We start from the raw sequence: 19,342 nt of genomic DNA, 5'->3' as shown, positions 1-19,342 counted from the left end.
CGTGCTCAGGACCGTGAACCGGGTCGTCGTCGGCCTCGTCGGGTTGATCCTCGTCGTGTTCGGAGGGTCCGTGCTCGCCGTCGGACTCGGTGTGTCCCCGCCGTCCTGGTGGATCTATGACGGGCGGCACGACGTGCTGCTGAGCAGGGCGGACCGCTACCGGTGGCGCGGCGACGGCTGGTGGTGGCCGGGCGTCATCGCCGTGCTCGCCGTCTGTGTGCTGCTCGCCCTGTGGTGGCTGGTCGCCCAGCTGCGCCGGCACCGGCTCTCCGAGGTCCTCGTCGACACCGGGGACGGCGAGGGCGCGCTGCTGCGCGGCCGCGCGCTCGAAGGGGTCCTCGTCAGCGAGGCGGAGTCGCTCGACGGCGTGGAGCGCGCCGGGGCCGTCCTGACCGGGCGGCGCTCCGCACCCCAGGTACGCATGGGCCTGCTCCTCGAACCGCACGCGGAGCCGGGAGCGGCCCTCCAGCAGATCAGCGAGGAGGCGCTGGGTCACGCGCGGGATTCCGCCGGGCTCGCCGCCCTGCCGGCCGAGGTGCGGCTCCGCGCGGTGAAGCACCGTGCGGAGCGCGTGAGTTGACCCCGTAACTCAGAACCCGTTACTCAGAGCCCTACTACTCAGAAGCCGTGTCGGAAGCCGCCGTCCACCGGGAGCATCACGCCCGTGAGGTACGACGCGGCAGGCGAGAGGAAGAACGCGGCGGCGCGGCCGAACTCCTCCGGTCGGCCGTAGCGGCGCAGCGGGATGCGCGCCTCGTTGGCCGCGCGGGTCACCTCCGGGTCGGGGGACAGTCCGTCGAGCTCACGGACCCGGTCCGTGTCGATCCGCGCCGGGAGCAGCCCGACGACGCGGATGCCGCGCGGACCCAGCTCGTCCGCGAGGGACTTCGCGAAGCCGGCGAGCCCGGGGCGCAGACCGTTGGAGATGGTCAGGCCGGGGATCGGCTCGTGCACGGAGCCGGAGAGCACGAAGCCGATGACACCGCCCTCACCGAGCTCGGCCGCGGCCGAGCGGGCGAGCCGCACGGCGCCGAGGAAGACCGACTCGAAGGCCGACTCCCACTGCTGGTCGGTGTTGTCCGCCAGGAAGCCGGGGGCGGGCCCGCCGACGCTGATCAGTACGCCGTCGAAGCCGCCGAAGTTCTCGCGCGCGGCCTCGATCAGGCGCCGCGCGGCGTCGGCGTCGGCGTTGTCGGCGGCGACGCCCACGGCGTTCTCGCCGAGCGCTTCGGCGGCCTCGGCCACCCGCTTCTCGTCCCGCCCGGTGATGATCACCTTCGCGCCGTCGGCGACGAGCTCACGCGCGGCGGCGTTGCCCAGGCCACGGGTGGCTCCGGTGACGACGTAGACACGGTCCTTCAGTCCAAGATCCATGGGTCCTATCCTGCCTCGCCGGTCCCGAACAGCGTGAGGGCGGTCCCCACCAGGCCGATATGACTGAACGCCTGCGGGAAGTTCCCGAGCTGGCGCCCCGACAGGGGGTCGTACTCCTCGGCGAGCAGCCCCACGTCGTTGCCGATCCCGCAGAGCTTGTCGAACAGCTCGCGGGCCTCCTGCGTACGCCCCGTCAGATGCAGCGCGTCGGCGAGCCAGAACGAGCAGACGAGGAATGTGCCCTCGCGGCCGGGGAGTCCGTCGAGGCCGGTCGCCTCGGCGCTGTAGCGGCGCACGAAGCCGTCGTGGGAGAGCTCGTCGCGGACCGCCTCGACGGTGCCGACGACGCGCGGGTCGTCGGGCGGCAGGAAGCCGACGCGGGGAATGAGCAGCAGCGAGGCGTCGAGCGCGGTCGAGCCGTAGTACTGGGTGAACGTGTTGCGTTCCGGGTCGTATCCGCGTGCCAGCACGTCACGGTGGATGTCGTCGCGCAGCCGCCTTATGGCGTCGAGATCGCCCGAAAGGCCGGGATCGTCCTCCAGGGCGCTGACGATACGGTCGGCTGCCACCCACGCCATCACCTTGGAGTGCACGAAGTGCCGGCGCGGGCCGCGGACCTCCCAGATCCCCTGGTCGGGCCGGCGCCACGCGGTGCTCAGAAACCCCACGAGGGCCAGCTGCAGCCGCCACGCGTGCGGTTCGGACGGCATGCCCGCTTGCCGCGCCAGGGCGAGCGAGTCGATCACTTCCCCGTACACGTCGAGCTGGAGCTGGTGCGCGGCGTCGTTGCCCGCGCGTACAGGGAGGGAGCGGCCGTATCCGGCCAGCCACGGGAGTTCGATCTCGGGCAGCCGGCGCTCGCCCGAGAGTCCGTACATGATCTGCAGGTCCGCAGGATCGCCCGCGACCGCGCGCAGCAGCCAGTCACGCCACGCCGTGGCCTCGTCCAGATAGCCCGCCGACACGAGCGCGCCCAGCGTGAGCGTCGAGTCCCGCAGCCAGCAGTAGCGGTAGTCCCAGTTGCGCACGCCGCCGAGCTCCTCCGGCAGCGAGGTCGTCGGCGCGGCGACGATCCCGCCGGTCGGCTCGAACGTGAGCGCCTTCAGGGTGAGCAGGGAGCGCAGGACCGCGTCCTTGTGCGGACCCTCGTAGCGGCACTGCGCCGACCACGCCTCCCACTCCTCCTGGGAGCCGCGCAGGGACTCGAACGGGTCGATGAGGCCCGGGCGAGGCTCGTGCGACGGGTGCCAGGTCAGCACGAACGCGACGGACTCACCCTCTTCGACGGTGAACTCGGAGTGTGTGGTGAGGTCCTTGCCCCAGGTGCGCACGGAGGGTTCGCTGCGCAGCCACATCGAGTCGGGCCCCGCGACGGCCACGCGGTGGCCGTCGGACCTGCGCACCCACGGCACGATCGACCCGTAGTCGAAGCGCAGACGCAGAGTGCTGCGCATCGTGACGCGGCCCCTGAGTCCCTCGACGACGCGTACGAGGTCGGGGGCCTTGTCGCGCTGCGGCATCAGGTCGGTGACCCGGACACTGCCCTCGTCGGTGTCCCACTCCGAGTCGAGGATGAGGGTGCCGGGGCGGTAGGAGCGGCGCGTGCAGTCGCCCCCGCCCTTCGGGCCGAGCCCCCAGTGGCCGTTCTCCTCCTTGCCCACGAGCGCCGCGAAACACGCCGCCGAGTCGAAGCGCGGGAGGCAGAGCCAGTCGACGGAGCCGCCACGGGAGATGAGGGCGGCCGTCTGCTGGTCGCCGATGAGCGCGTAGTCCTCAAGGGGTCGGTGCACGTGAGCCGGGTTCCCGGCGGACGGGGCGGCCAATCCCACCGGGGGCCGGGCGGGTGAGGGCGACTGCGCGTGCGGCGGTGGGCCCGGGCCTACACGGTGGCGGGCTCGGGGCCCGCCGGGGTCTCCTCCGCCGTCGCCGCCTCGGCGCGGTCGCGGCGCTCGCGCCGGACGAGGACGACGAAGCCGAAGGGCACGGCCGCGGCGAACAGCCACCACTGCACCGCGTACGCCATGTGCGGGCCGATGTCGCTGTGGTTGGGCGTCGGGATCAGCTGGGGGGTGTTGCCCTTCGGCTCGGGCGACGTCTGCTCGATGAAGCCGCCGAGGACCTGCCTGCCGAGCGCCTTGGCCTGCCGGCCGCTGCTGATCAGCATGACCTGACGGTCCGGCAGGCCTTTGATGTCCTTGATGCCGCTCGCGGCGGTCGTCTCGTCGGCCATGAGGCGGCCGGTGACGGTGATCTCGCCGCGCGCGGGCGCCGGGATCTTCGGGAACGCGGTCTGCGCGCCGTCGGCCGGGATCCAGCCGCGGTTGACCAGGAGCACCTTGCCGTCGTCGAGGACGAACGGGGTCAGGACATGGAAGCCGACCTCGTCGTCGGTGTTCGTACGGCGCCGCACGACGACCTCGTGCGCGGTGTCGAACGTCCCCTTCGCCCAGACCCGGCGGTGGATCTCGGCCTTGGGAACGGGCTTCCCGGGGGAGGTGAGCTGCTCGGCGGGCAGCGGCTTCGCGGCGATCGCGGCACCGATCTGGTCGTTCTGCGCGACGCGGTGCTCGTGACGGTGCAGCTGCCAGAAGCCCAGCTCGATCATCGTGGGGATGAGGAGAAGGGTGATGAGGGTGAGGATCACCCACTGCCGGGACAACAGGAAGCGGTACACCCCACGACCGTACAACTCGGTCGTGGGGCGACATCACGGGGGTGTGCCCAGGGCTCAGACCTTGTCGACGATCCCCACCCTCCCCTCCGCGCGGGAGCAGTGCGCCCCGCAGTACCAGTGCCCGTCGACCTCTACTCCCTGCCCGATGACCTGCACACGGCAGTGTTCGCAGATCGGTGCCATGCGATGGATCGCGCAGGCGAACGAATCGAATACGTGCACCGCGCCCTGCGCGTGCACCTCGAAGGACATTCCGTAGTCGTTTCCGCAGACTTCACAGCGTGCCATGCGCCACAGGGTGGGCGTCGCGGTCGCGCGGGGCGAGCGGTGGGCGGGCGAGTCGCCGCGCAATCACCCGTCTGACGCCGGGGCCACGTCCCGTAGGAGCTGGCCGAAGGCCGCCTCGTCGATGACCGGTGTCCCGTACTGCTTCGCCTTGACAGCCTTCGACGTGTACGAGTCGGGGTCGTTCGTGACGAGGACACTGGTGAGCCGGGACAGGCTCGTCGCGATGTGCAGTCCGGCCTCGACGGCGCGGTCCTCCAGGAGCTCGCGGTCCACCGAGGTGTCTCCGGAGAACGCCACCCGCATGCCCTGCTTGAGCTGTTTGCCCGGTTCGTACCGTCCGGGGTTCGGGTACGGGCACGGCTGCCGCTTGCGCGAAGGGCGCCACGTCCCGCCGCCCCCGTACGAGGACGACGACGGGGCCGAGCCCTGGCGGCCGATCCGCGCCGCGCCGTCCGTCCACTCCGTGAGCGGCCTGCACTCGAGCAGGGGCAGGCGCACCCCGCCGCTCGCGGCGGCCCGCAGGCTCGGCCGGAACGCCTCGGCGAGCACGCGCGCGTCGTCGAGGGCGTGGTGCGCGTTGCGCTGGACGACGCCGAAGTGCGCGGCGAGGGACTCCAGCTTGTGGTTGGGCAGCGGGAGTCCGAGCTCCTTGGACAGCGCGATGGTGCACAGGCGCTGGTGGACGGGGGCGGTGCTCTTCGCGCGAGCGTACTCGCGGGCGATCATCGACCAGTCGAAGACCGCGTTGTGCGCGACGAGCACGCGGCCGTCGAGCCGGGTCGCGAACTCCTCGGCGATGTCCTTGAAGAGAGGCGCGCCTTCGAGTACGTCGTTCGTCAGACCGTGGATCCAGACGGGGCCCGGGTCGCGCTCGGGGTTGACCAGCGTGTACCAGTGGTCCTCGACCTCGCCCCGCGCGTCGAGCCGGTAGACGGCTGCGGAGATTATCCGGTCGTCCCGGGAAAGGCCGGTGGTCTCCACGTCGACGACCGCGTATCCCTGCGGATACGCGGCCGGCCACGGAGCGGCGGACGCGGCGGTCGTCTGGTCTTCGAGCATGGTCCATGAGGATACGGGCCACGACTGACACCTCCGTCGCCCGGCCCCGCGGACACGTCCGTTATGTCCGCAACAGACCTGACACCAGAGCCCTGACGGAGACGTCGAACACCTTCTCCGGGTCGGCCGGAAGGCCGAGCGCGCGGGCCAGCGGGGCGTCGTCCTCCGCCGTCCGCGCGCCCCACAGCTCCTCCTCGCCGGGCCGCTGCACGGGCGCGCGCTCGCGTTGACGCTCTACCAGGACATGGCCGACGACATGGAACTGCACCGCTCGTACGACCCCGGCGGCGCGGGTCCCGCGCAGGCCCGCGGCGTGCACCTCGCGCACGAGGACCTGCTGCGCGGGCAGGAACATCCTTTCGGTCAGGCCGCGTTCGTGGACCATCGCGACGAGGTGGGGGTGGTCGCGCAGCTGCCGGCGCAGGGCGCGGGCGACGGAGACGACGCGCGCCTGCGGTGTGGCGCCGCGGGGGCGGATCTCGCCGAGGTCGGCGACGGTGCGCTCGACGAGGGCTTCGAGCAGCGACTCGCGGTTGCCGACGTGCCAGTAGATGGAGGTGACGGCGGTGCCGAGCTCGGCGGCGAGCTTGCGCATCGTCAGGGACTGCGGGCCCTGCTGTTTCACCAGCTTCGAGGCGGCGGCGAGTACCTGTTCCCGGTCGAGATGTGTGCGCGTGTCTTTACCCTTCACGGAAGCTGTTGTAACTGTGTTACAGAGCATCCGCAAGTGCACGCCCGTCCACGCAAGTCCGCGCCGACGAAGGGTGGTACGACATGGCACGCATTCGATACGGAGCACGCACGGAGGCGGAGATCTCCGCCGCGCGCACCGCGAGCTCGAAGCTCCCCGACATCTGGTCCACGGGGGTGGTGGCCGTCTGGGAGAGCGATCCGGACGCGGTCGCCGCGGTACTTCCGCCCCCGCTCAAGCCCACCGAACGACCGCTGGTGCGGGCCAATATCAGCAAGGTCGACCTGCCCGGCTACCCCCTGGGCGCCGGCTCGGTTGCCGTCGCCGCCGAGCACGGCGGCGTCGAGGGCTGGTATCCGCTCGTCATGCCGATGACGCACGAGCGCGCCCTGATCGGCGGCCGTGAGGTCTTCGGCGAGCCCAAGAAGCTCGGCGAGGTGAGCGTCGAGCGCGACGGCCTCGTGGTGCGCGCGGCGCTCGCCCGGCACGGCATCGCCTTCGTGGAGGTGCGCGGCGCGGTGAGTGGCGCGCTGCCGCTGCCCGAGCCGGCGCTGAAGACGGATTTCTACTTCAAGTTCCTTCCCGCGGTGGACGGTTCGGGCTTCGACATGGAGCCGGTGCTCGTGCACTGCCGGCGCAACGAGAAGGTCCGCAAGCTGGAGCGGATCACCGGGGACGTGGTTCTGCGGGAGTCGATGTACGACCCGGTCGCCGACCTGCCGGTGCGCGCCCTGGTCGAGCTCACCATCGGCGAGAAGACCACCGACCAGAAGGGCCGGGTCGCCGAACGCGTCAGCGCGCAGGCCCTGCTGCCGTACATCCACCAGCGCTACGACGACCCGCAGCAGATCCTCGACGGGCCGCCCGAGGGGAGCGCCTGATGCGGCTGGAGGCGGGACAGGTCGCCGTCGTCACGGGCGCGGCGAGCGGCATCGGCCTTGCCATGGCACGGCGGTTCGCGGCCGACGGCCTGAAGGTCGTGCTCGCGGACGTCGAGGAGTCCGCCCTGGAGAAGGCCGCCGCCGGCCTGCGCGAGGACGGCGCCACCGTGCACGCGCGCGTGGTCGACGTCGGGGACCGCGGCCAGGTCTTCGCCCTCGCGGACGCGGCGTACGAGAGGTTCGGCGCCGTCCATGTCCTGTGCAACAACGCGGGCGTCGGCTCGGGCGCCGAGGGCCGCATGTGGGAGCACGAACCGAACGACTGGAAGTGGGCCTTCGAGGTCAACGTGTGGGGCGTCTTCCACGGCATCCAGGCGTTCGTGCCGCGCATGATCGAGGGAGGCGCGCCCGGCCACGTCGTCAACACGTCCTCCGGCGACGGCGGCATCGCCCCGCTGCCCACCGCCTCCGTGTACGCGGTCACCAAGGCGGCCGTCGTGACGATGACCGAGTCCCTGTACGCGCACCTGAAGGCGGAGCACGCGCGCGTGGGCGCCTCCGTGCTCTTCCCCGGACCCCACATGCTGCGCACCGGGCTGTGGGAGTCGCACCGCAACCGGCCCGAGCGGTACGCCAAGGAGAGGCCGCGCAGGACCCCGTACCGCAGCCTCGGCCAGTGGGAGTCCGCGATGAAGGAAGCGGGCCGGGAGGTGGAGTTCACGCCGGTCGAGGAGGTCGCGGACTTCGTCGCCGAGGGCATCGCCGCCGGCCGCTTCTGGCTGCTGCCCGAGAGCGAGCACAGCGACCGGCAGATCAGGGCCAGGTCCGCCTCGATGCTGGAGCGCGCGAACCCGGCGTACCTGGAGAGCTTCATTCTGGACTGAAGGGCATGTGATGACCGACCAGGATCCCTACTTGATCATCTCCTCCGACTGCCACGCCGGGCTGCCCACCGAGGAGTACCGGCCCTATCTGGACAGCCGTTTGCACCGCGCCTTCGACGAGTTCCTCAGCGAGCGGGGCGCCCGCCGCGAGGAGGCGACGCGGCTCGGCATCCGCAACGACGCGTTCGCCGCCAAATGGTTCGCCGATAACTCGGAAGGCCTGCGCGGCGGTTGGGACTGCGCGCAGCGCCTCAAGGAGCTGGACGGCGACGGGGTGGCCGCCGAGGTCGTCTTCCCCGACGCGGACGCCGTGGACAGCCGGACGGCGGCGCCCTTCGGCGTCGGGCTCGGGCTGTCGGGTGACCAGGACCCGGAGCTCGGCATGGCGGGCGCTCAGGCGCACAACCGCTGGCTCGCCGACTTCGTGTCCGAACACCCCGAACGGCACTGCGGTGTTGCCCTGTTGCCCATCACCGGCGAGGTCGACCGCGTCGTCGCCGAAGTCCACCGCGCCAAGGAGTCCGGGCTCGGCGCGCTGATGATTCCCTCCATGTGGGTCGACAAGGCGCCCTACCACGACCGGCGTTACGACCCCGTGTGGGCCGCGGCGGCGGAGTGTGCGATGCCCGTGGTCACGCACTCCGGGGCGGCGCCCCGCCACGAGTACGGCGACCACCTCGGGATCTATGTCTCCGAAGTGACGTGGTGGCCGGCGCGGCCGCTGTGGTTCATGCTCTGGTCGGGCGTCTTCGAGCGCCACCCGGGCCTGAGGTTCGGCGTCGCGGAGTCGGGCTGCTGGTGGCTGCCCAACCTGCTGTGGTTCATGGACCGCCTCTACCTGGGCGCGCACGGCGGCAAGAAGCTCTCGCCGTTCGCCGAGCTCAAGCGCTCCCCGCACGAGTACCTGGACCGCCAGGTGTTCATCTGCGCCACCAACACCAAGCGCCGCGAACTCGCCCAGCGCTACGAGATCGGCGTCGACAACATCCTCTGGGGCAGCGACTTCCCGCACCCCGAGGGCACCTGGCCCGACACGCGCGCGTGGCTGAGGAAGACCTTCCACGACATCCCGGTGGCGGAGACCCGGCGCATGCTGGGCCTCGCCGCCGCCGAGGTCTTCGGCTTCGACACCGGGAAACTGGCCCCGCTGGCCGCCCGCATCGGACCGACCCCCGCCGATCTCGGCCAGGACACCGACCAGTCGGCCGTCGAGGCGTCCTGGGCGCGCTCGCGCGACGTGGGCCGCCACTGGCTGACGGACCACGACTTCCCGACTCTCGGGGTGACCCCATGAGCGACCGCTACACCGTCATCTCCGCCGACTGCCACGCGGGCGCCGATCTCCTGGACTACCGGCCCTACTTGGAGTCCCGCCACCACGACGCGTTCGACGCGTGGGCGGCGAGCTACGTCAATCCGTACGCCGACCTGCTCGCGGACACCGCCGACCGCAACTGGAACTCGGACCGGCGCATCGCCGAGCTCGAACAGGACGGGATCGTCGCGGAGGTCGTCTTCCCGAACACGATCCCGCCCTTCTTCCCGTCCGCGTCCCTGATGGCCCCGGCCCCGACCCGCGAGGAGTTCACGCGGCGCTGGGCGGGGCTGCGTGCCCACAACCGCTGGCTCGCCGACTTCTGCGCCGCCGCCCCGGGGCGCAGGGCGGGCGTCTTCCAGATCCTCCTCAACGATGTCGACGAGGCCGTCAAGGAGATCAGGTGGGCGGCTGCCGCCGGGCTCAAGGGCGGCCTGCTGCTGCCCGGCACACCGCCGGGCTCGGGCCTTCCCGAGCTGTACTCGGCAGCGTACGACCCGATCTGGGCCACCTGCGCCGAGCTCGGTGTGCCGGTCAACCACCACGCGGGCTCGGCGTCCCCGCCGCTCGGCGACGAACCTGCGGCGCGCGCCGTGTTCATGGTGGAGACGACGTGGTTCTCGCACCGGGCCCTGTGGCACCTGGTGTTCGGCGGCGCGTTCCGCCGCCACCCCGGCCTGAAGCTGGTCCTCACCGAACAGGGCTCGGGCTGGATCCCCGGGGTCCTGGACATGCTGGACTACTACCACGGGCGACTCGTGGCGGCGGCGACGCGGGCGAACACGGCGGAGTCCAAGTTCGGCGCGGGGCTCGCCGATTCGATGGGCAAGGGGCCGTCCGACGTGTGGCGCGAGAACTGCTACGTGGGGGCCAGCTTCATGCGCCCGCACGAGGTGCCGCTGCGCGACCGCATCGGCCTCGACAAGATCATGTGGGGCAGCGACTACCCGCACGACGAGGGCACGTACCCGTACACGCGCGAAGGGCTGCGGATCGCGTACGCGGGGCTGCCGCAGAGCGAGATCGCCGCGATGGTCGGCGGCAACACGGCCCGTGTCTACGGCTTCGACCTCGGTCTGCTCGCCCCGATAGCTGCCCGCGTCGGACCGACCGTCCAGGAACTGGGCGAACCCCTCGACGAGGTGCCGAAGGACGCGACAAGTCCGGTGTTCGCCCGGGGAGGGTCGGTCCGGATCTGGTGACCGACGGTGCGATGCTCATCGGGTGACTGACGATGTGCAGGACGCACCGCACGAGGAGTCCCACGGCGGCGCGCTCGGAGCGCGGCTCAACTGGCTGCGCGCCGCCGTGCTCGGCGCCAACGACGGCGTGGTCTCCACCGCAGGCCTGGTCGTCGGCGTGGCCGGCGCCACCGAGGACCGCGGCACCCTCCTGACGGCGGGCCTCGCCGGGCTGCTCGCCGGCTCCATGTCGATGGCCGCGGGGGAGTACGTCTCCGTGTCCACGCAGCGCGACTCCCAGAAGGCGGCGCTCGCGCAGGAGAAGCGGGAGCTGCGCGAGTACCCGGAGGCCGAACTCGTGGAGCTGACGGGACTGCTCGAGGATCGCGGGCTCAGCCCCGAAGTGGCGCGGGAGGCCGCAGAGCAGCTCACCTCGCGTGACGCGCTGCGGGCGCACGCGCGCGTGGAGCTCGGCATCGACCCCGACGACCTCACCAACCCGTGGCACGCCGCCTGGGCGAGCTTCCTCGCCTTCACCGCGGGCGCGCTGCTCCCGCTGCTCGCGATCGTCCTGCCGCCGAGCGCCTGGCGGCTGCTCGTCACCGTGGTCTGCGTGCTCGCGGCGCTCGCCCTCACCGGCTGGAGCAGCGCGCGGATGGGCTCGGCGGCGGTGCGGCCCGCGGTGTGGCGGAACGTGGCGGGCGGGGCGCTCGCGATGGCCGTGACGTACGGGGCGGGGTCGCTCCTGGGGGCGGCCGGGGTCTGAGCGAACGCGCGGGAACAGGCGGAGATCAATGGGGGAAGGCACCAACAACGAGAGTCTTACCCCTGGTAATACTTGTCGGTAACACCGTCTAGCCGTGGCCCGTCCGTGGCCCTACGGTGCAGGCATGTCGCCGAACCTGCCCGATGTCGTGCTCTGGTCGATTCCGGCCTTCGTGCTGCTCACCGTCGTCGAGATCGTGAGCGTGCGCATCCATCCCGATGACGACGCCGCAGGCTACGAGACCAAGGACGCCGCGACGAGCATCGGCATGGGGCTCGGCAGCCTCGTCTTCGACTTCCTGTGGAAGATCCCGATCGTCGCGATCTACACGGCGGTCTACGAGCTGACGCCGCTGCGCGTGCCGATCCTGTGGTGGACGATCCCGCTGATGCTCCTCGCGCAGGACTTCTTCTACTACTGGTCGCACCGCGGACACCATGTCATCCGCATCCTGTGGGCGTGCCACGTCGTGCACCACTCCAGCCGCAAGTTCAACCTGTCGACCGCGCTGCGCCAGCCGTGGACGAGCCTGACGGTGTGGCCGTTCTACCTGCCGCTCATCGCCTGCGGCGTGCACCCGGCCGCGCTCGCGTTCTGCTCTTCGGTGAACCTCGTCTACCAGTTCTGGATCCACACCGAGCGCATCGACAAGCTGCCCCGCCCCTTCGAGTTCGTCCTCAACACGCCCTCCCACCACCGCGTCCACCACGCCTCCCAGGGCGGCTACCTGGACCGTAACTTCGGTGGCATCCTGATCGTCTGGGACCGCCTCTTCGGGTCGTTCGTGCCCGAGGTCGAGCGCCCGGTGTTCGGCCTGACCAAGAACATCAGCACGTACAACCCGCTGCGGGTCGCCACGCACGAGTACGCGGCCATCGCCAGGGACCTGAAGGCGGCCGGCAGCTGGCGCGAGCGGGGCGGCCGGGTGTTCGGCGGGCCGGGGTGGCAGCCGAAGGACGGGACCGCGCCGACCCTGGCCCCCACCGCGGGCCAGACCACGCAGAAGGCCACCGAGGGCGCCGCGTGACGCCGACCCCGGCCCCGGCGCCTGGAGAGGCGTCGGCACCCGCTCGTGAACGCGCGGCCCGCCTCCTGCTCGCTGCCTTCGCGGTGGCGACGGCCGTCGACCTGATCGCCCTGCTCGCCGGGACCGACCTCGTACACACCGTCGCCAAACCGCTCCTCATGCCGCTGCTCGCCGCGTCCGTCGTCGTGCGCGGCGGCCCGCGGCTCCTGACTGCCGCGCTGCTGTTCGGGTGGGGCGGCGACCTGCTGCTGCTCTTCGACGCCGATGTCGCGTTCCTCGCGGGCATGGGGTCCTTCGCCGCCGGACACGTCTGCTACCTCGTGCTCTTCAAGCGCGCGGGCACGCCACGCGTGCGTGGCGGTCTGCTCGCAGCCGCGTACGGCATCGCGCTCGTGACGACCGTGGCGCTCCTGTGGCCCGACCTGCCGGCCGACATGCGCGGGCCCGTCGCCGGTTACAGCCTGCTCCTGACCGCCATGGCGTACGGCTCCTCGCGCATGGGCCGCACGGCGGGGTGGGGCGGCGCGCTCTTCCTGCTGTCGGACACGCTCATCGCGACGGGCGTCGCCGACTGGCCGCAGCTCCCGCGGCCCGACTTCTGGGTGATGCTCACCTACGTGGCCGCCCAGTACCTGCTGGCGCGCGGCATGCTCGGACGCACCCTCGATGCGCGCGTGACGCCGGTGGCGGCGTACCGTGAAAAACGCACGACCACCTCCTGAGGCGCCCCGCACGTGATCCGTCAGCGGCGCCTGTGACCAGCACGAAGGACCCCCACTCATGCGCGCCACCACCATCCATGCCCCGTTCGACATGCGCGTGGAGGACGTGCCGGAACCCGTCGTCCAGCTCCCCACCGACGCCGTCGTCAGGGTCCTGCGGGCCTGCATCTGCGGCAGCGACCTGTGGGCGTACCGCGGCGAGGCGGTGCGCCGGCCCGGCCAGCGCATCGGACACGAGTTCCTCGGCGTCGTCGAGGACACCGGCTCCGAGGTGACCGGCGTCCGGCGCGGCGACCTGGTCGTAGCCCCCTTCATGTGGTCGGACGGTGTCTGCGACTACTGCACCGAAGGCCTCACCACCTCCTGCGAGCACGGCGGCTTCTGGGGCGCGGTCGGTTACGACGGCGGCCAGGGCGAAGCGGTCCGCGTCCCGTACGCCGACGGCACCCTCGTCCAGCTGCCCGCCGACGCCGCCTCCGACGACCACCTCCTGACCGCGCTGCTCACGCTCTCCGACGTCATGGGCACCGGCCACCACGCCGCGCTCGGCGCGGGTGCGCGCCCGGGCGCCACGGTCGCCGTCGTCGGTGACGGCGCCGTCGGCCTGTGCGCCGTCCTCGCGGCCAAGCGGCTCGGCGCCGAGCGGATCATCGCGCTCGGCCGCCACCAGGTCCGTACCGACATCGCGCGCCGCTTCGGCGCCACCGACGTCGTCGCCGAGCGCGGGGACGCGGCGATCGCGGCCGTCCGTGAGCTGACCCGCGGTCAGGGCGCCCACGCCGTGATCGAGGCCGTCGGCACCGAGCAGTCCATGAGCACGGCCGTGAACATCACCCGCGACGGCGGCGCCATCGGCTTCGTCGGCGTGCCGCACGGCAGCGGCACCGGTCTCGACCTCAGCGTCATGTTCGACCGGAACATCGCCCTGCGCGGCGGCGTCGCGCCCGTGCGCACGTACATCCCGCAGCTGATGCCCGACATTCTCGACGGCACGATCGACCCGTCGCCCGTCTTCGACCTGACCGTCGGCCTCGAAGGTGTCCCGGACGGCTACAAGGCGATGGACCAGCGCACCGCGCTCAAGGTGCTCGTCACCAACTGACGCCCCGCGCGTGGGGGTTCACGACCAGCGGATCGGGAGCGGCAGCGCGGTCAGGACGGCCGACACCGCGACCACCACGCCCAGGACCGCCACCTCCGCGCGCGGGCGCGTACGCGGCCCCCAGGCCGCCGTGGCGCTGCCGGCCCCGCGCGACCAGGGCGAGCACGCAGACGACGGCCACGAGGACGAGCACGGCGACGGCCCGCCGGGTGGCGGGCCGCCGGGAGTGAGGGGCGGTGTCGTCCCCGGCGGGGGCGGGCACCTCGGTGGTCGGTCGCATGGAACTCACCTCAAGATCTTCACCAGCTGTGACAGATCCGGACAAGGTCGGGAAAACGACTGGCGCAGTGGCATTCCGCCTGAGCGGCCGGCTTCAGCCATGGCGCCACTCGGGCGAGTCGGTACCCCAGAGCCCGGACGGGCGAGCCCAGTTGACGGGCCCTCCGACGAAACCGGCCGGCGGCAGCGCGTGGCGCAGCCGCCCCGCGGGACTGCCGGTCTGCGTGAGCCAGCGCGCCGGGTCCTCGGCGTCGTACGTCTCCACGGCCGCGGTGGGCCCGTGCCGGAGCTCCCGCGTCAGCCAGTGCGCGGTCCGGGCGAGCGCCAGCCGCAACGCGCGCGTGCCGCCTTCGTCCAGCTGCTCGGTGACGGCGCGCAGGACGGCCGCCGCGAGGAGATAGCCCGTGCCGTGGTCCAGGGCCTGCGCGGGCAGCGCCCCCGGCCGCTTCCCGGACCCCTCGACGGCCGCGATGCCAGTGGCCACCTGCACCACGCTGTCGAAGCCGCGCCGCTCGCCCCACGGCCCGTACGCGCCCCACGCGGACAGCTGCGCCACCACGAGCCCGGGCCTGCGGGCGGCCAGCGCCTCGGGAGCGAGGCCGAACCGGTCGAGCGCGCCGGGCCGGTAGCCGGTCACGACGACGTCCGCTCCCGCGAGGAGGTCGTCGAAGGCGCGCCGGTCCGCCGCGCCCGTCAGATCGAGCCGCGTGGACCGCTTCCCGAATCCGGTGTCCGCGTGGGCCTCCGGATCCTCCGGCAGCTGCGGGGCGTCGACGCGCAGGACGTCCGCGCCGAACAGCGCGAGGGTACGCGTGGCGACGGGACCGCCGGTGACCCGCGTCAGGTCGAGGACGCGCAGCCCGGACGCGGGCAGCAACGGGTCGCCCGTGAGCGGGGACAGCGACCGCGGCGCCGCGTCGTCGAGCCGCTCCCGGTCGAGCAGCGGCCGTCCGGCGACCGCCTCCCCTTGGGGGTGCGCGGCCCACTCCTCCATGGTCCGCAGGGCGACGGCCAGGCCACCGGCGGCATACACGGTCTCCTCGGCCTCGGCGGCCGACCGCTCCGCGAGCAGCGCGGCGACCCGCTCCACGGACGCGTCGTCGCCGAGCCCGAGGGCGGCCAGCAGGCGCGCGCGGTGGTGCGGATAGTTGGCGTGGGTCCGCAGCCATCCGTCCGCCGTGCGCCAGAACCGGGACAGCGGCGCGAAGTTGACCGTCGCGCGCCCGTCGATCAGCAGATGCCGCTCGCTGACGAACGCGGTGGCCAGTGCCCCGTCGTCGAGGACCACGCGCGGCAGCGGCCGTCCGGTGCGCCGGGCGGCGAGCTCGGCCGCGGCCAGCGAGCACGCGCCTACGCACGCGCGCGCCAGGTCGATCACGGGCAGCCGCGCGGGCAGTGCCCCTTCGCGTACGACGGACGCGATGTGCGAGGTCAGGGCCGGGTCTCCGCCGAGAGCCGCCCAGGCCGTCCGGGTTCCCTCACCCACCGGTGCATGTGTCATGCGGGCACTATCGCGCACGGCCCGCGGAACGGAACAGGTGGGCCGGACGCTGCCGCCCGGCCCACCTGAACTGCTCTGCCTACGCCGTTACTTGGTCACCGCGTCCAGGGCGTCGGCGATGCCGTGCCCGTAGAAGCCGTTCTTGTTCGTGCCGCCCTCGCACACCGCGTCGACCTTGCCGTCGCCGTCGATGTCGTACGGGTCGGTGCACGGCGTGGCGTCGGCCTGCGCGTACAGGAGCGCCTTCACGGCCGCCGCGGACGCGTGCGGGTGCGTCGACTTGATCAGCGCGGCGACACCGGCGACGTGCGGGGACGCCATCGACGTACCGGCCATGTAGCCCCACTTGCCGCCGGGCAGCGGGCCGAGGATCAGGCCGCTCGCGGCGGGCGGCGCCGGCGTCTGGTACGCCGTCGAGTCGCCGCCCGGGGCCGCGATGTCGATGATGCCCCGGCCGTAGTTGGAGAACGACGACTTGAGGCCCTTGGCCCCGGTCGCCGCGGTCGTGACGACACCCGGCAGCTGTGTCGGGATGTCGAAGCACTTGGACGGGTCGACGACCCGGTCGCCCGGCGTCGTGTCGTTCGGGCTCGACGGGTCGGTGATCTCGTCGGAGGCCAGGTCGTAGTTCTCGTTGCCGGCCGCCGCGACGTTCACGGCGCCCTTCTTCTCGGCGTACTGCGAGGCCCGCGCGACGGCCTTCACCAGGGCCTTCTGGTCCGGGTCGTCGGTGCAGTTGAAGTACCACGGGTCGGTGTAATAGCTGTTGTTGGTGACGTCCACGCCGTGCTCGGCCGCGAACACGAAGCCGCACACCACGGCCTCCGTGTAGAAGAAGCCGTCCGGGTTGCCCACCTTGATGCCCGAGACCTTCACGCCGGGCGCGACACCCGTGATGCCGAGGCCGTTCTTGGCGCCCGCGATCTCACCCGCGACATGCGTGCCGTGCGGGCTCTCCGAGGCGCTGGGACGCCACGAGCCGTCTGTCGTGTCCGGCTTGCCCGACACGCAGTTCGCGGACGCCCCGCGGTCGAAGTTCGGCGCGATGTCCGGGTGGGTGTCGTCGACGCCGGTGTCGATCACGGCGACGGTGACCTTGCTGCTGCCGAGCGACTTCTCGTGCGCCTTGTCCGCCTTGATGGCGGGCAGGTCCCACTGCAACGGCTCCAGAGGGTCCTGTCCGGCGGCTGCCTGACCGGCCGTGGCGGCCAGCTGAGTGGCGGTCAGCACCTTCGGGGTGCCGAGATCGGCCGTGGACTGGGCGGGCAGCGGAGCGGTGCGCGTGGCGCCCGCCGAGTCGACCCCGCGGGCCTTGCGGATCGTCTTCGCGAAGTCCGGGTTCGAGGAGTGCGCGACGATGACACCGATCTTGTCGTACGCGATGACGACGGTGCCGCCGGCCTTGGCGATCTCCTTCTGGACGGCGCCCGAAGTGCCGTGTCCCGAGCGCACGTTGACGACATAGCTGAGCGACGGGCCGTCCGTGGCGACCGGCGCCTGAGGGGCCTGCGCGGCCTGAGGGGCCTGTCCTGCGGCCGACGCGGTGACGTTCGGCAGGAACGCGAGAGCCGTGGCCATGGCCATCCCGGCCGGGACGGCTATCGAACGGCGGATGGAGCGGGAGCGCGCGAGGGGCGCCGTCATGGTGTCTCCTGGGGTCGTTGCGTTCGGAATGCGTGGAGCGGCAGGCGGCCGTAGCCGCCCCAAGTGCCTCTGATACAGGGTTGCTTGACGGTTCGCGTCCCCGTCACTTCCTGACGGCGTCGAGCGCGTCGACGATGCCGAAGCCGTAGAAGCCGTTGACGCGCTTCCCGCCCTCGCAGGTGGCGTCGACGACACCGTCGCCGTCCCCGTCGTACGGGTCCGACGGGCAGCCCGGGTTGTCGGCCTCGGCCTTGAGGAGCGCCTGGAGCTGGGCCGGAGTGGCCCTCGGGTGGGCCGACTTGAGCAGTGCGGCGACTCCGGCGGCGTGCGGCGACGCCATCGACGTGCCCTGGAGGAAGCCGTACTGGCCGCCCGGCATCGTCGAGAGGATGCGGCCGTTCTTCGACGGGGTGTCCGGGAACTGGAACTTGTCGCCGCCCGGCGCCGCGATGTCGATGACACCCTTGCCGTAGCTGGAGTAGTACGCCTTGGCGCCCGTCGGGCCCGAAGCGCTGACGGTGACGACGCCCGGCAGCTGCGTCGGGATGTCGAAGCACTTGTGCGGGTCGATCGTGCGGGTGACCGGCGTCGAGTCGTCGGGGCTGGAGTCGTCGACGAGCGCGTCCGAGTCCAGGTCGTCGTTGGAGTTACCGGCCGACGCGAGGTTGAGGGTGCCTTTGCTCTGGGCGTACAGCTGGGCCCGGTTCACGGCGTCGACGATGGCCTTCTGGTCCGGGTCGTCCATGCAGTTGTAGAGCCAAGGGTCCACGTAATAGCTGTTGTTGGTTACCTCGACGCCGTGGTCGGCGGCGAACACGAAGGCGCAGACCACGTTCTCCGGGTAGAACAGGCCGTCGTTTGGGTCGCTGACCTTGATGCCCGCGACCTTCACACCGGGAGCGACCCCGGCGACGCCTATGCCGTTGCGGGCCGCGGCTATCTCACCGGCGACGTGCGTGCCGTGGTAGTCCTCGGCCGGGTCGTAGGGGCGCCAGGCGCCGGGCGAGGTGTCCGCCTTGCCGCCGACACAGTTCGCGGACTGCGAGGCGGAGAAGTTCGGGGCGAGGTCGGGGTGGGTGTCGTCGACGCCCGTGTCGATGACGCCGACAGTGACGTCGCGGCTGCCCGGGTTGATCTCCGCGGCCTTGTCCGCGCCGATCGCCCGCAGGTCCCACTGGTCGGCCTCGAGCGGCTCGGTGCCCGAAGTGGCGTGCGCGGCAAGGGATGTGGCCTGCGTCTTCGACAGGACCTGGGCGCCGCCCTCGTCGGTGGTGCCGGCGGCGACCAGCGGAGACGTACGCGTGGCGCCCGCCGACTGCACGCCCTTGACGGCGCGGATCTGCTGGCCGAAGTCCGGGTTCGAGGCGTGGACGACGATCACGCCGATCCGGTCGTACGAGGCGACGACGGTCCCGCCGGCCTCGGCGATCGCCTTCTTCACGGACGCGAGGGTGCGGTGGTCCGTCCTGGTGTTCACGACGTACGCGAGTGCCCCGGCGTCGGCGGTGGCCGAACCGGCCGTGGCAGCACGGGAGTCGGCGGGTGTGGCCGACGCGGCACCGGGCAGGAAGCCCAGGGACGCGGTGAGCGCGAGGCCGAGCGGCAGGGTGAGCGCCAGCCGGCGTCTGGAACGCAGATGAGCCATGGGATCTCCACAACATCCGTCGTATATGGAAAAGCCCGAACACAGTTGGTGCCCGGGCAGGTACATGACGCGTGGTGCTCGGGTGAACGTATCCCGGGTCCTCGCAGGCCAGCAATGAAATCCCAAAGAAAACGCATGACTGGGCAACGCAGTTGAACCGGTGTGCGCGTGCCCCCGTGACGTTGAGCAGGGGGCATGCGCACGATCCCCGCCCCCTGTCGGATCACGCCGGGTGGCCCTACCATCGCCACCCGACCCAGGTGATCACTGTGAGGTCTGAGAACCACATGTCCGTTTCGCCCGCCGCAC

Annotated in this window: 19 protein-coding genes; 9 read left to right on the top strand and 10 right to left on the bottom strand. The window is 71.9% G+C overall.

The features are described 5' to 3' along the window. Position 1 precedes the first annotated feature (1 nt). On the top strand, positions 2-580 hold the full coding sequence (gene amaP, locus ACY0PA_RS11640) for an alkaline shock response membrane anchor protein AmaP (RefSeq protein WP_473084553.1): 579 nt from the start codon (positions 2-4) through the stop codon (positions 578-580). A gap of 38 nt (positions 581-618) precedes the next feature. Here amaP and ACY0PA_RS11635 read toward each other — a convergent pair whose 3' ends face one another. The 6 genes from ACY0PA_RS11635 to ACY0PA_RS11610 all read right to left on the bottom strand — a co-directional run bounded on the left by ACY0PA_RS11635 (position 619) and on the right by ACY0PA_RS11610 (position 6,086). Next, positions 619-1,374, bottom strand: coding sequence for an SDR family oxidoreductase (locus ACY0PA_RS11635; protein ID WP_473084552.1), 756 nt, complete (start codon positions 1,372-1,374; stop codon positions 619-621). 5 nt (positions 1,375-1,379) lie between these two features. Next, entirely contained in the window at positions 1,380-3,164 is a 1,785-nt protein-coding gene (locus ACY0PA_RS11630) for a glycoside hydrolase family 15 protein (RefSeq protein ID WP_473084551.1), read from the bottom strand. 89 nt (positions 3,165-3,253) lie between these two features. Then, on the bottom strand, positions 3,254-4,048 hold the full coding sequence (locus ACY0PA_RS11625) for an SURF1 family cytochrome oxidase biogenesis protein (RefSeq protein ID WP_473084550.1): 795 nt from the start codon (positions 4,046-4,048) through the stop codon (positions 3,254-3,256). Between the two features lie 54 nt (positions 4,049-4,102). Continuing rightward, positions 4,103-4,336: a hypothetical protein gene (locus ACY0PA_RS11620; protein ID WP_473084549.1), complete on the bottom strand. Its 234-nt coding sequence runs from the start codon at positions 4,334-4,336 to the stop codon at positions 4,103-4,105. Between the two features lie 63 nt (positions 4,337-4,399). Next, positions 4,400-5,395 (bottom strand): DEDDh family exonuclease, encoded by a 996-nt coding sequence (locus ACY0PA_RS11615; RefSeq protein WP_473084548.1) that lies wholly within the window; start codon positions 5,393-5,395, stop codon positions 4,400-4,402. 61 nt (positions 5,396-5,456) lie between these two features. Further along, on the bottom strand, positions 5,457-6,086 hold the full coding sequence (locus ACY0PA_RS11610) for a TetR/AcrR family transcriptional regulator (protein ID WP_473084547.1): 630 nt from the start codon (positions 6,084-6,086) through the stop codon (positions 5,457-5,459). An 83-nt stretch (positions 6,087-6,169) separates the two neighbouring features. Between ACY0PA_RS11610 and ACY0PA_RS11605 the strand changes: the two genes are divergently transcribed. The 8 genes from ACY0PA_RS11605 to ACY0PA_RS11570 all read left to right on the top strand — a co-directional run bounded on the left by ACY0PA_RS11605 (position 6,170) and on the right by ACY0PA_RS11570 (position 13,964). Beyond that, entirely contained in the window at positions 6,170-6,967 is a 798-nt protein-coding gene (locus ACY0PA_RS11605) for an acetoacetate decarboxylase family protein (RefSeq protein ID WP_473084546.1), read from the top strand. Then, positions 6,967-7,851, top strand: a complete 885-nt coding sequence (locus ACY0PA_RS11600; protein WP_473084545.1) for an SDR family NAD(P)-dependent oxidoreductase — start codon at positions 6,967-6,969, stop codon at positions 7,849-7,851. The genes ACY0PA_RS11605 and ACY0PA_RS11600 overlap by 1 nt, the downstream gene beginning before the upstream one ends. Positions 7,852-7,861: 10 nt before the next feature. Beyond that, a complete protein-coding gene (locus tag ACY0PA_RS11595; protein WP_473084544.1) occupies positions 7,862-9,145 on the top strand; it encodes an amidohydrolase family protein in 1,284 nt (427 codons plus the stop codon). Further along, positions 9,142-10,368, top strand: a complete 1,227-nt coding sequence (locus tag ACY0PA_RS11590) for an amidohydrolase family protein (protein WP_473084543.1) — start codon at positions 9,142-9,144, stop codon at positions 10,366-10,368. The genes ACY0PA_RS11595 and ACY0PA_RS11590 overlap by 4 nt, the downstream gene beginning before the upstream one ends. Positions 10,369-10,390: 22 nt before the next feature. After that, a complete protein-coding gene (locus ACY0PA_RS11585; RefSeq protein WP_473084542.1) occupies positions 10,391-11,113 on the top strand; it encodes a VIT1/CCC1 transporter family protein in 723 nt (240 codons plus the stop codon). 124 nt (positions 11,114-11,237) lie between these two features. Next, a complete protein-coding gene (locus ACY0PA_RS11580) occupies positions 11,238-12,140 on the top strand; it encodes a sterol desaturase family protein (RefSeq protein WP_473084541.1) in 903 nt (300 codons plus the stop codon). Then, positions 12,137-12,862: a lysoplasmalogenase gene (locus tag ACY0PA_RS11575; protein WP_473084540.1), complete on the top strand. Its 726-nt coding sequence runs from the start codon at positions 12,137-12,139 to the stop codon at positions 12,860-12,862. The genes ACY0PA_RS11580 and ACY0PA_RS11575 overlap by 4 nt, the downstream gene beginning before the upstream one ends. Before the next feature lie 58 nt (positions 12,863-12,920). Next, positions 12,921-13,964 carry a zinc-dependent alcohol dehydrogenase family protein gene (locus ACY0PA_RS11570; RefSeq protein WP_473084539.1) on the top strand — a complete coding sequence of 348 codons (1,044 nt, stop codon included), beginning with the start codon at positions 12,921-12,923 and terminating at the stop codon, positions 13,962-13,964. Here ACY0PA_RS11570 and ACY0PA_RS11565 read toward each other — a convergent pair. The 4 genes from ACY0PA_RS11565 to ACY0PA_RS11550 all read right to left on the bottom strand — a co-directional run bounded on the left by ACY0PA_RS11565 (position 13,954) and on the right by ACY0PA_RS11550 (position 19,033). Continuing rightward, on the bottom strand, positions 13,954-14,244 hold the full coding sequence (locus tag ACY0PA_RS11565) for a hypothetical protein (protein ID WP_473084538.1): 291 nt from the start codon (positions 14,242-14,244) through the stop codon (positions 13,954-13,956). The genes ACY0PA_RS11570 and ACY0PA_RS11565 overlap by 11 nt on opposite strands. A 93-nt stretch (positions 14,245-14,337) precedes the next feature. Then, positions 14,338-15,744 (bottom strand): CoA transferase, encoded by a 1,407-nt coding sequence (locus ACY0PA_RS11560; protein ID WP_473084537.1) that lies wholly within the window; start codon positions 15,742-15,744, stop codon positions 14,338-14,340. Positions 15,745-15,831: 87 nt separating this feature from the next. After that, positions 15,832-17,388 carry a S8 family peptidase gene (locus ACY0PA_RS11555; RefSeq protein WP_473084536.1) on the bottom strand — a complete coding sequence of 519 codons (1,557 nt, stop codon included), beginning with the start codon at positions 17,386-17,388 and terminating at the stop codon, positions 15,832-15,834. A gap of 103 nt (positions 17,389-17,491) precedes the next feature. Then, positions 17,492-19,033 carry a S8 family serine peptidase gene (locus tag ACY0PA_RS11550; RefSeq protein WP_473084535.1) on the bottom strand — a complete coding sequence of 514 codons (1,542 nt, stop codon included), beginning with the start codon at positions 19,031-19,033 and terminating at the stop codon, positions 17,492-17,494. Between the last annotated feature and the right edge of the window lie 309 nt (positions 19,034-19,342).

Source organism: Streptomyces sp. DS1-CR2 (assembly GCF_055760475.1).
This window is presented reverse-complemented; position numbering and strand designations above follow the sequence as displayed.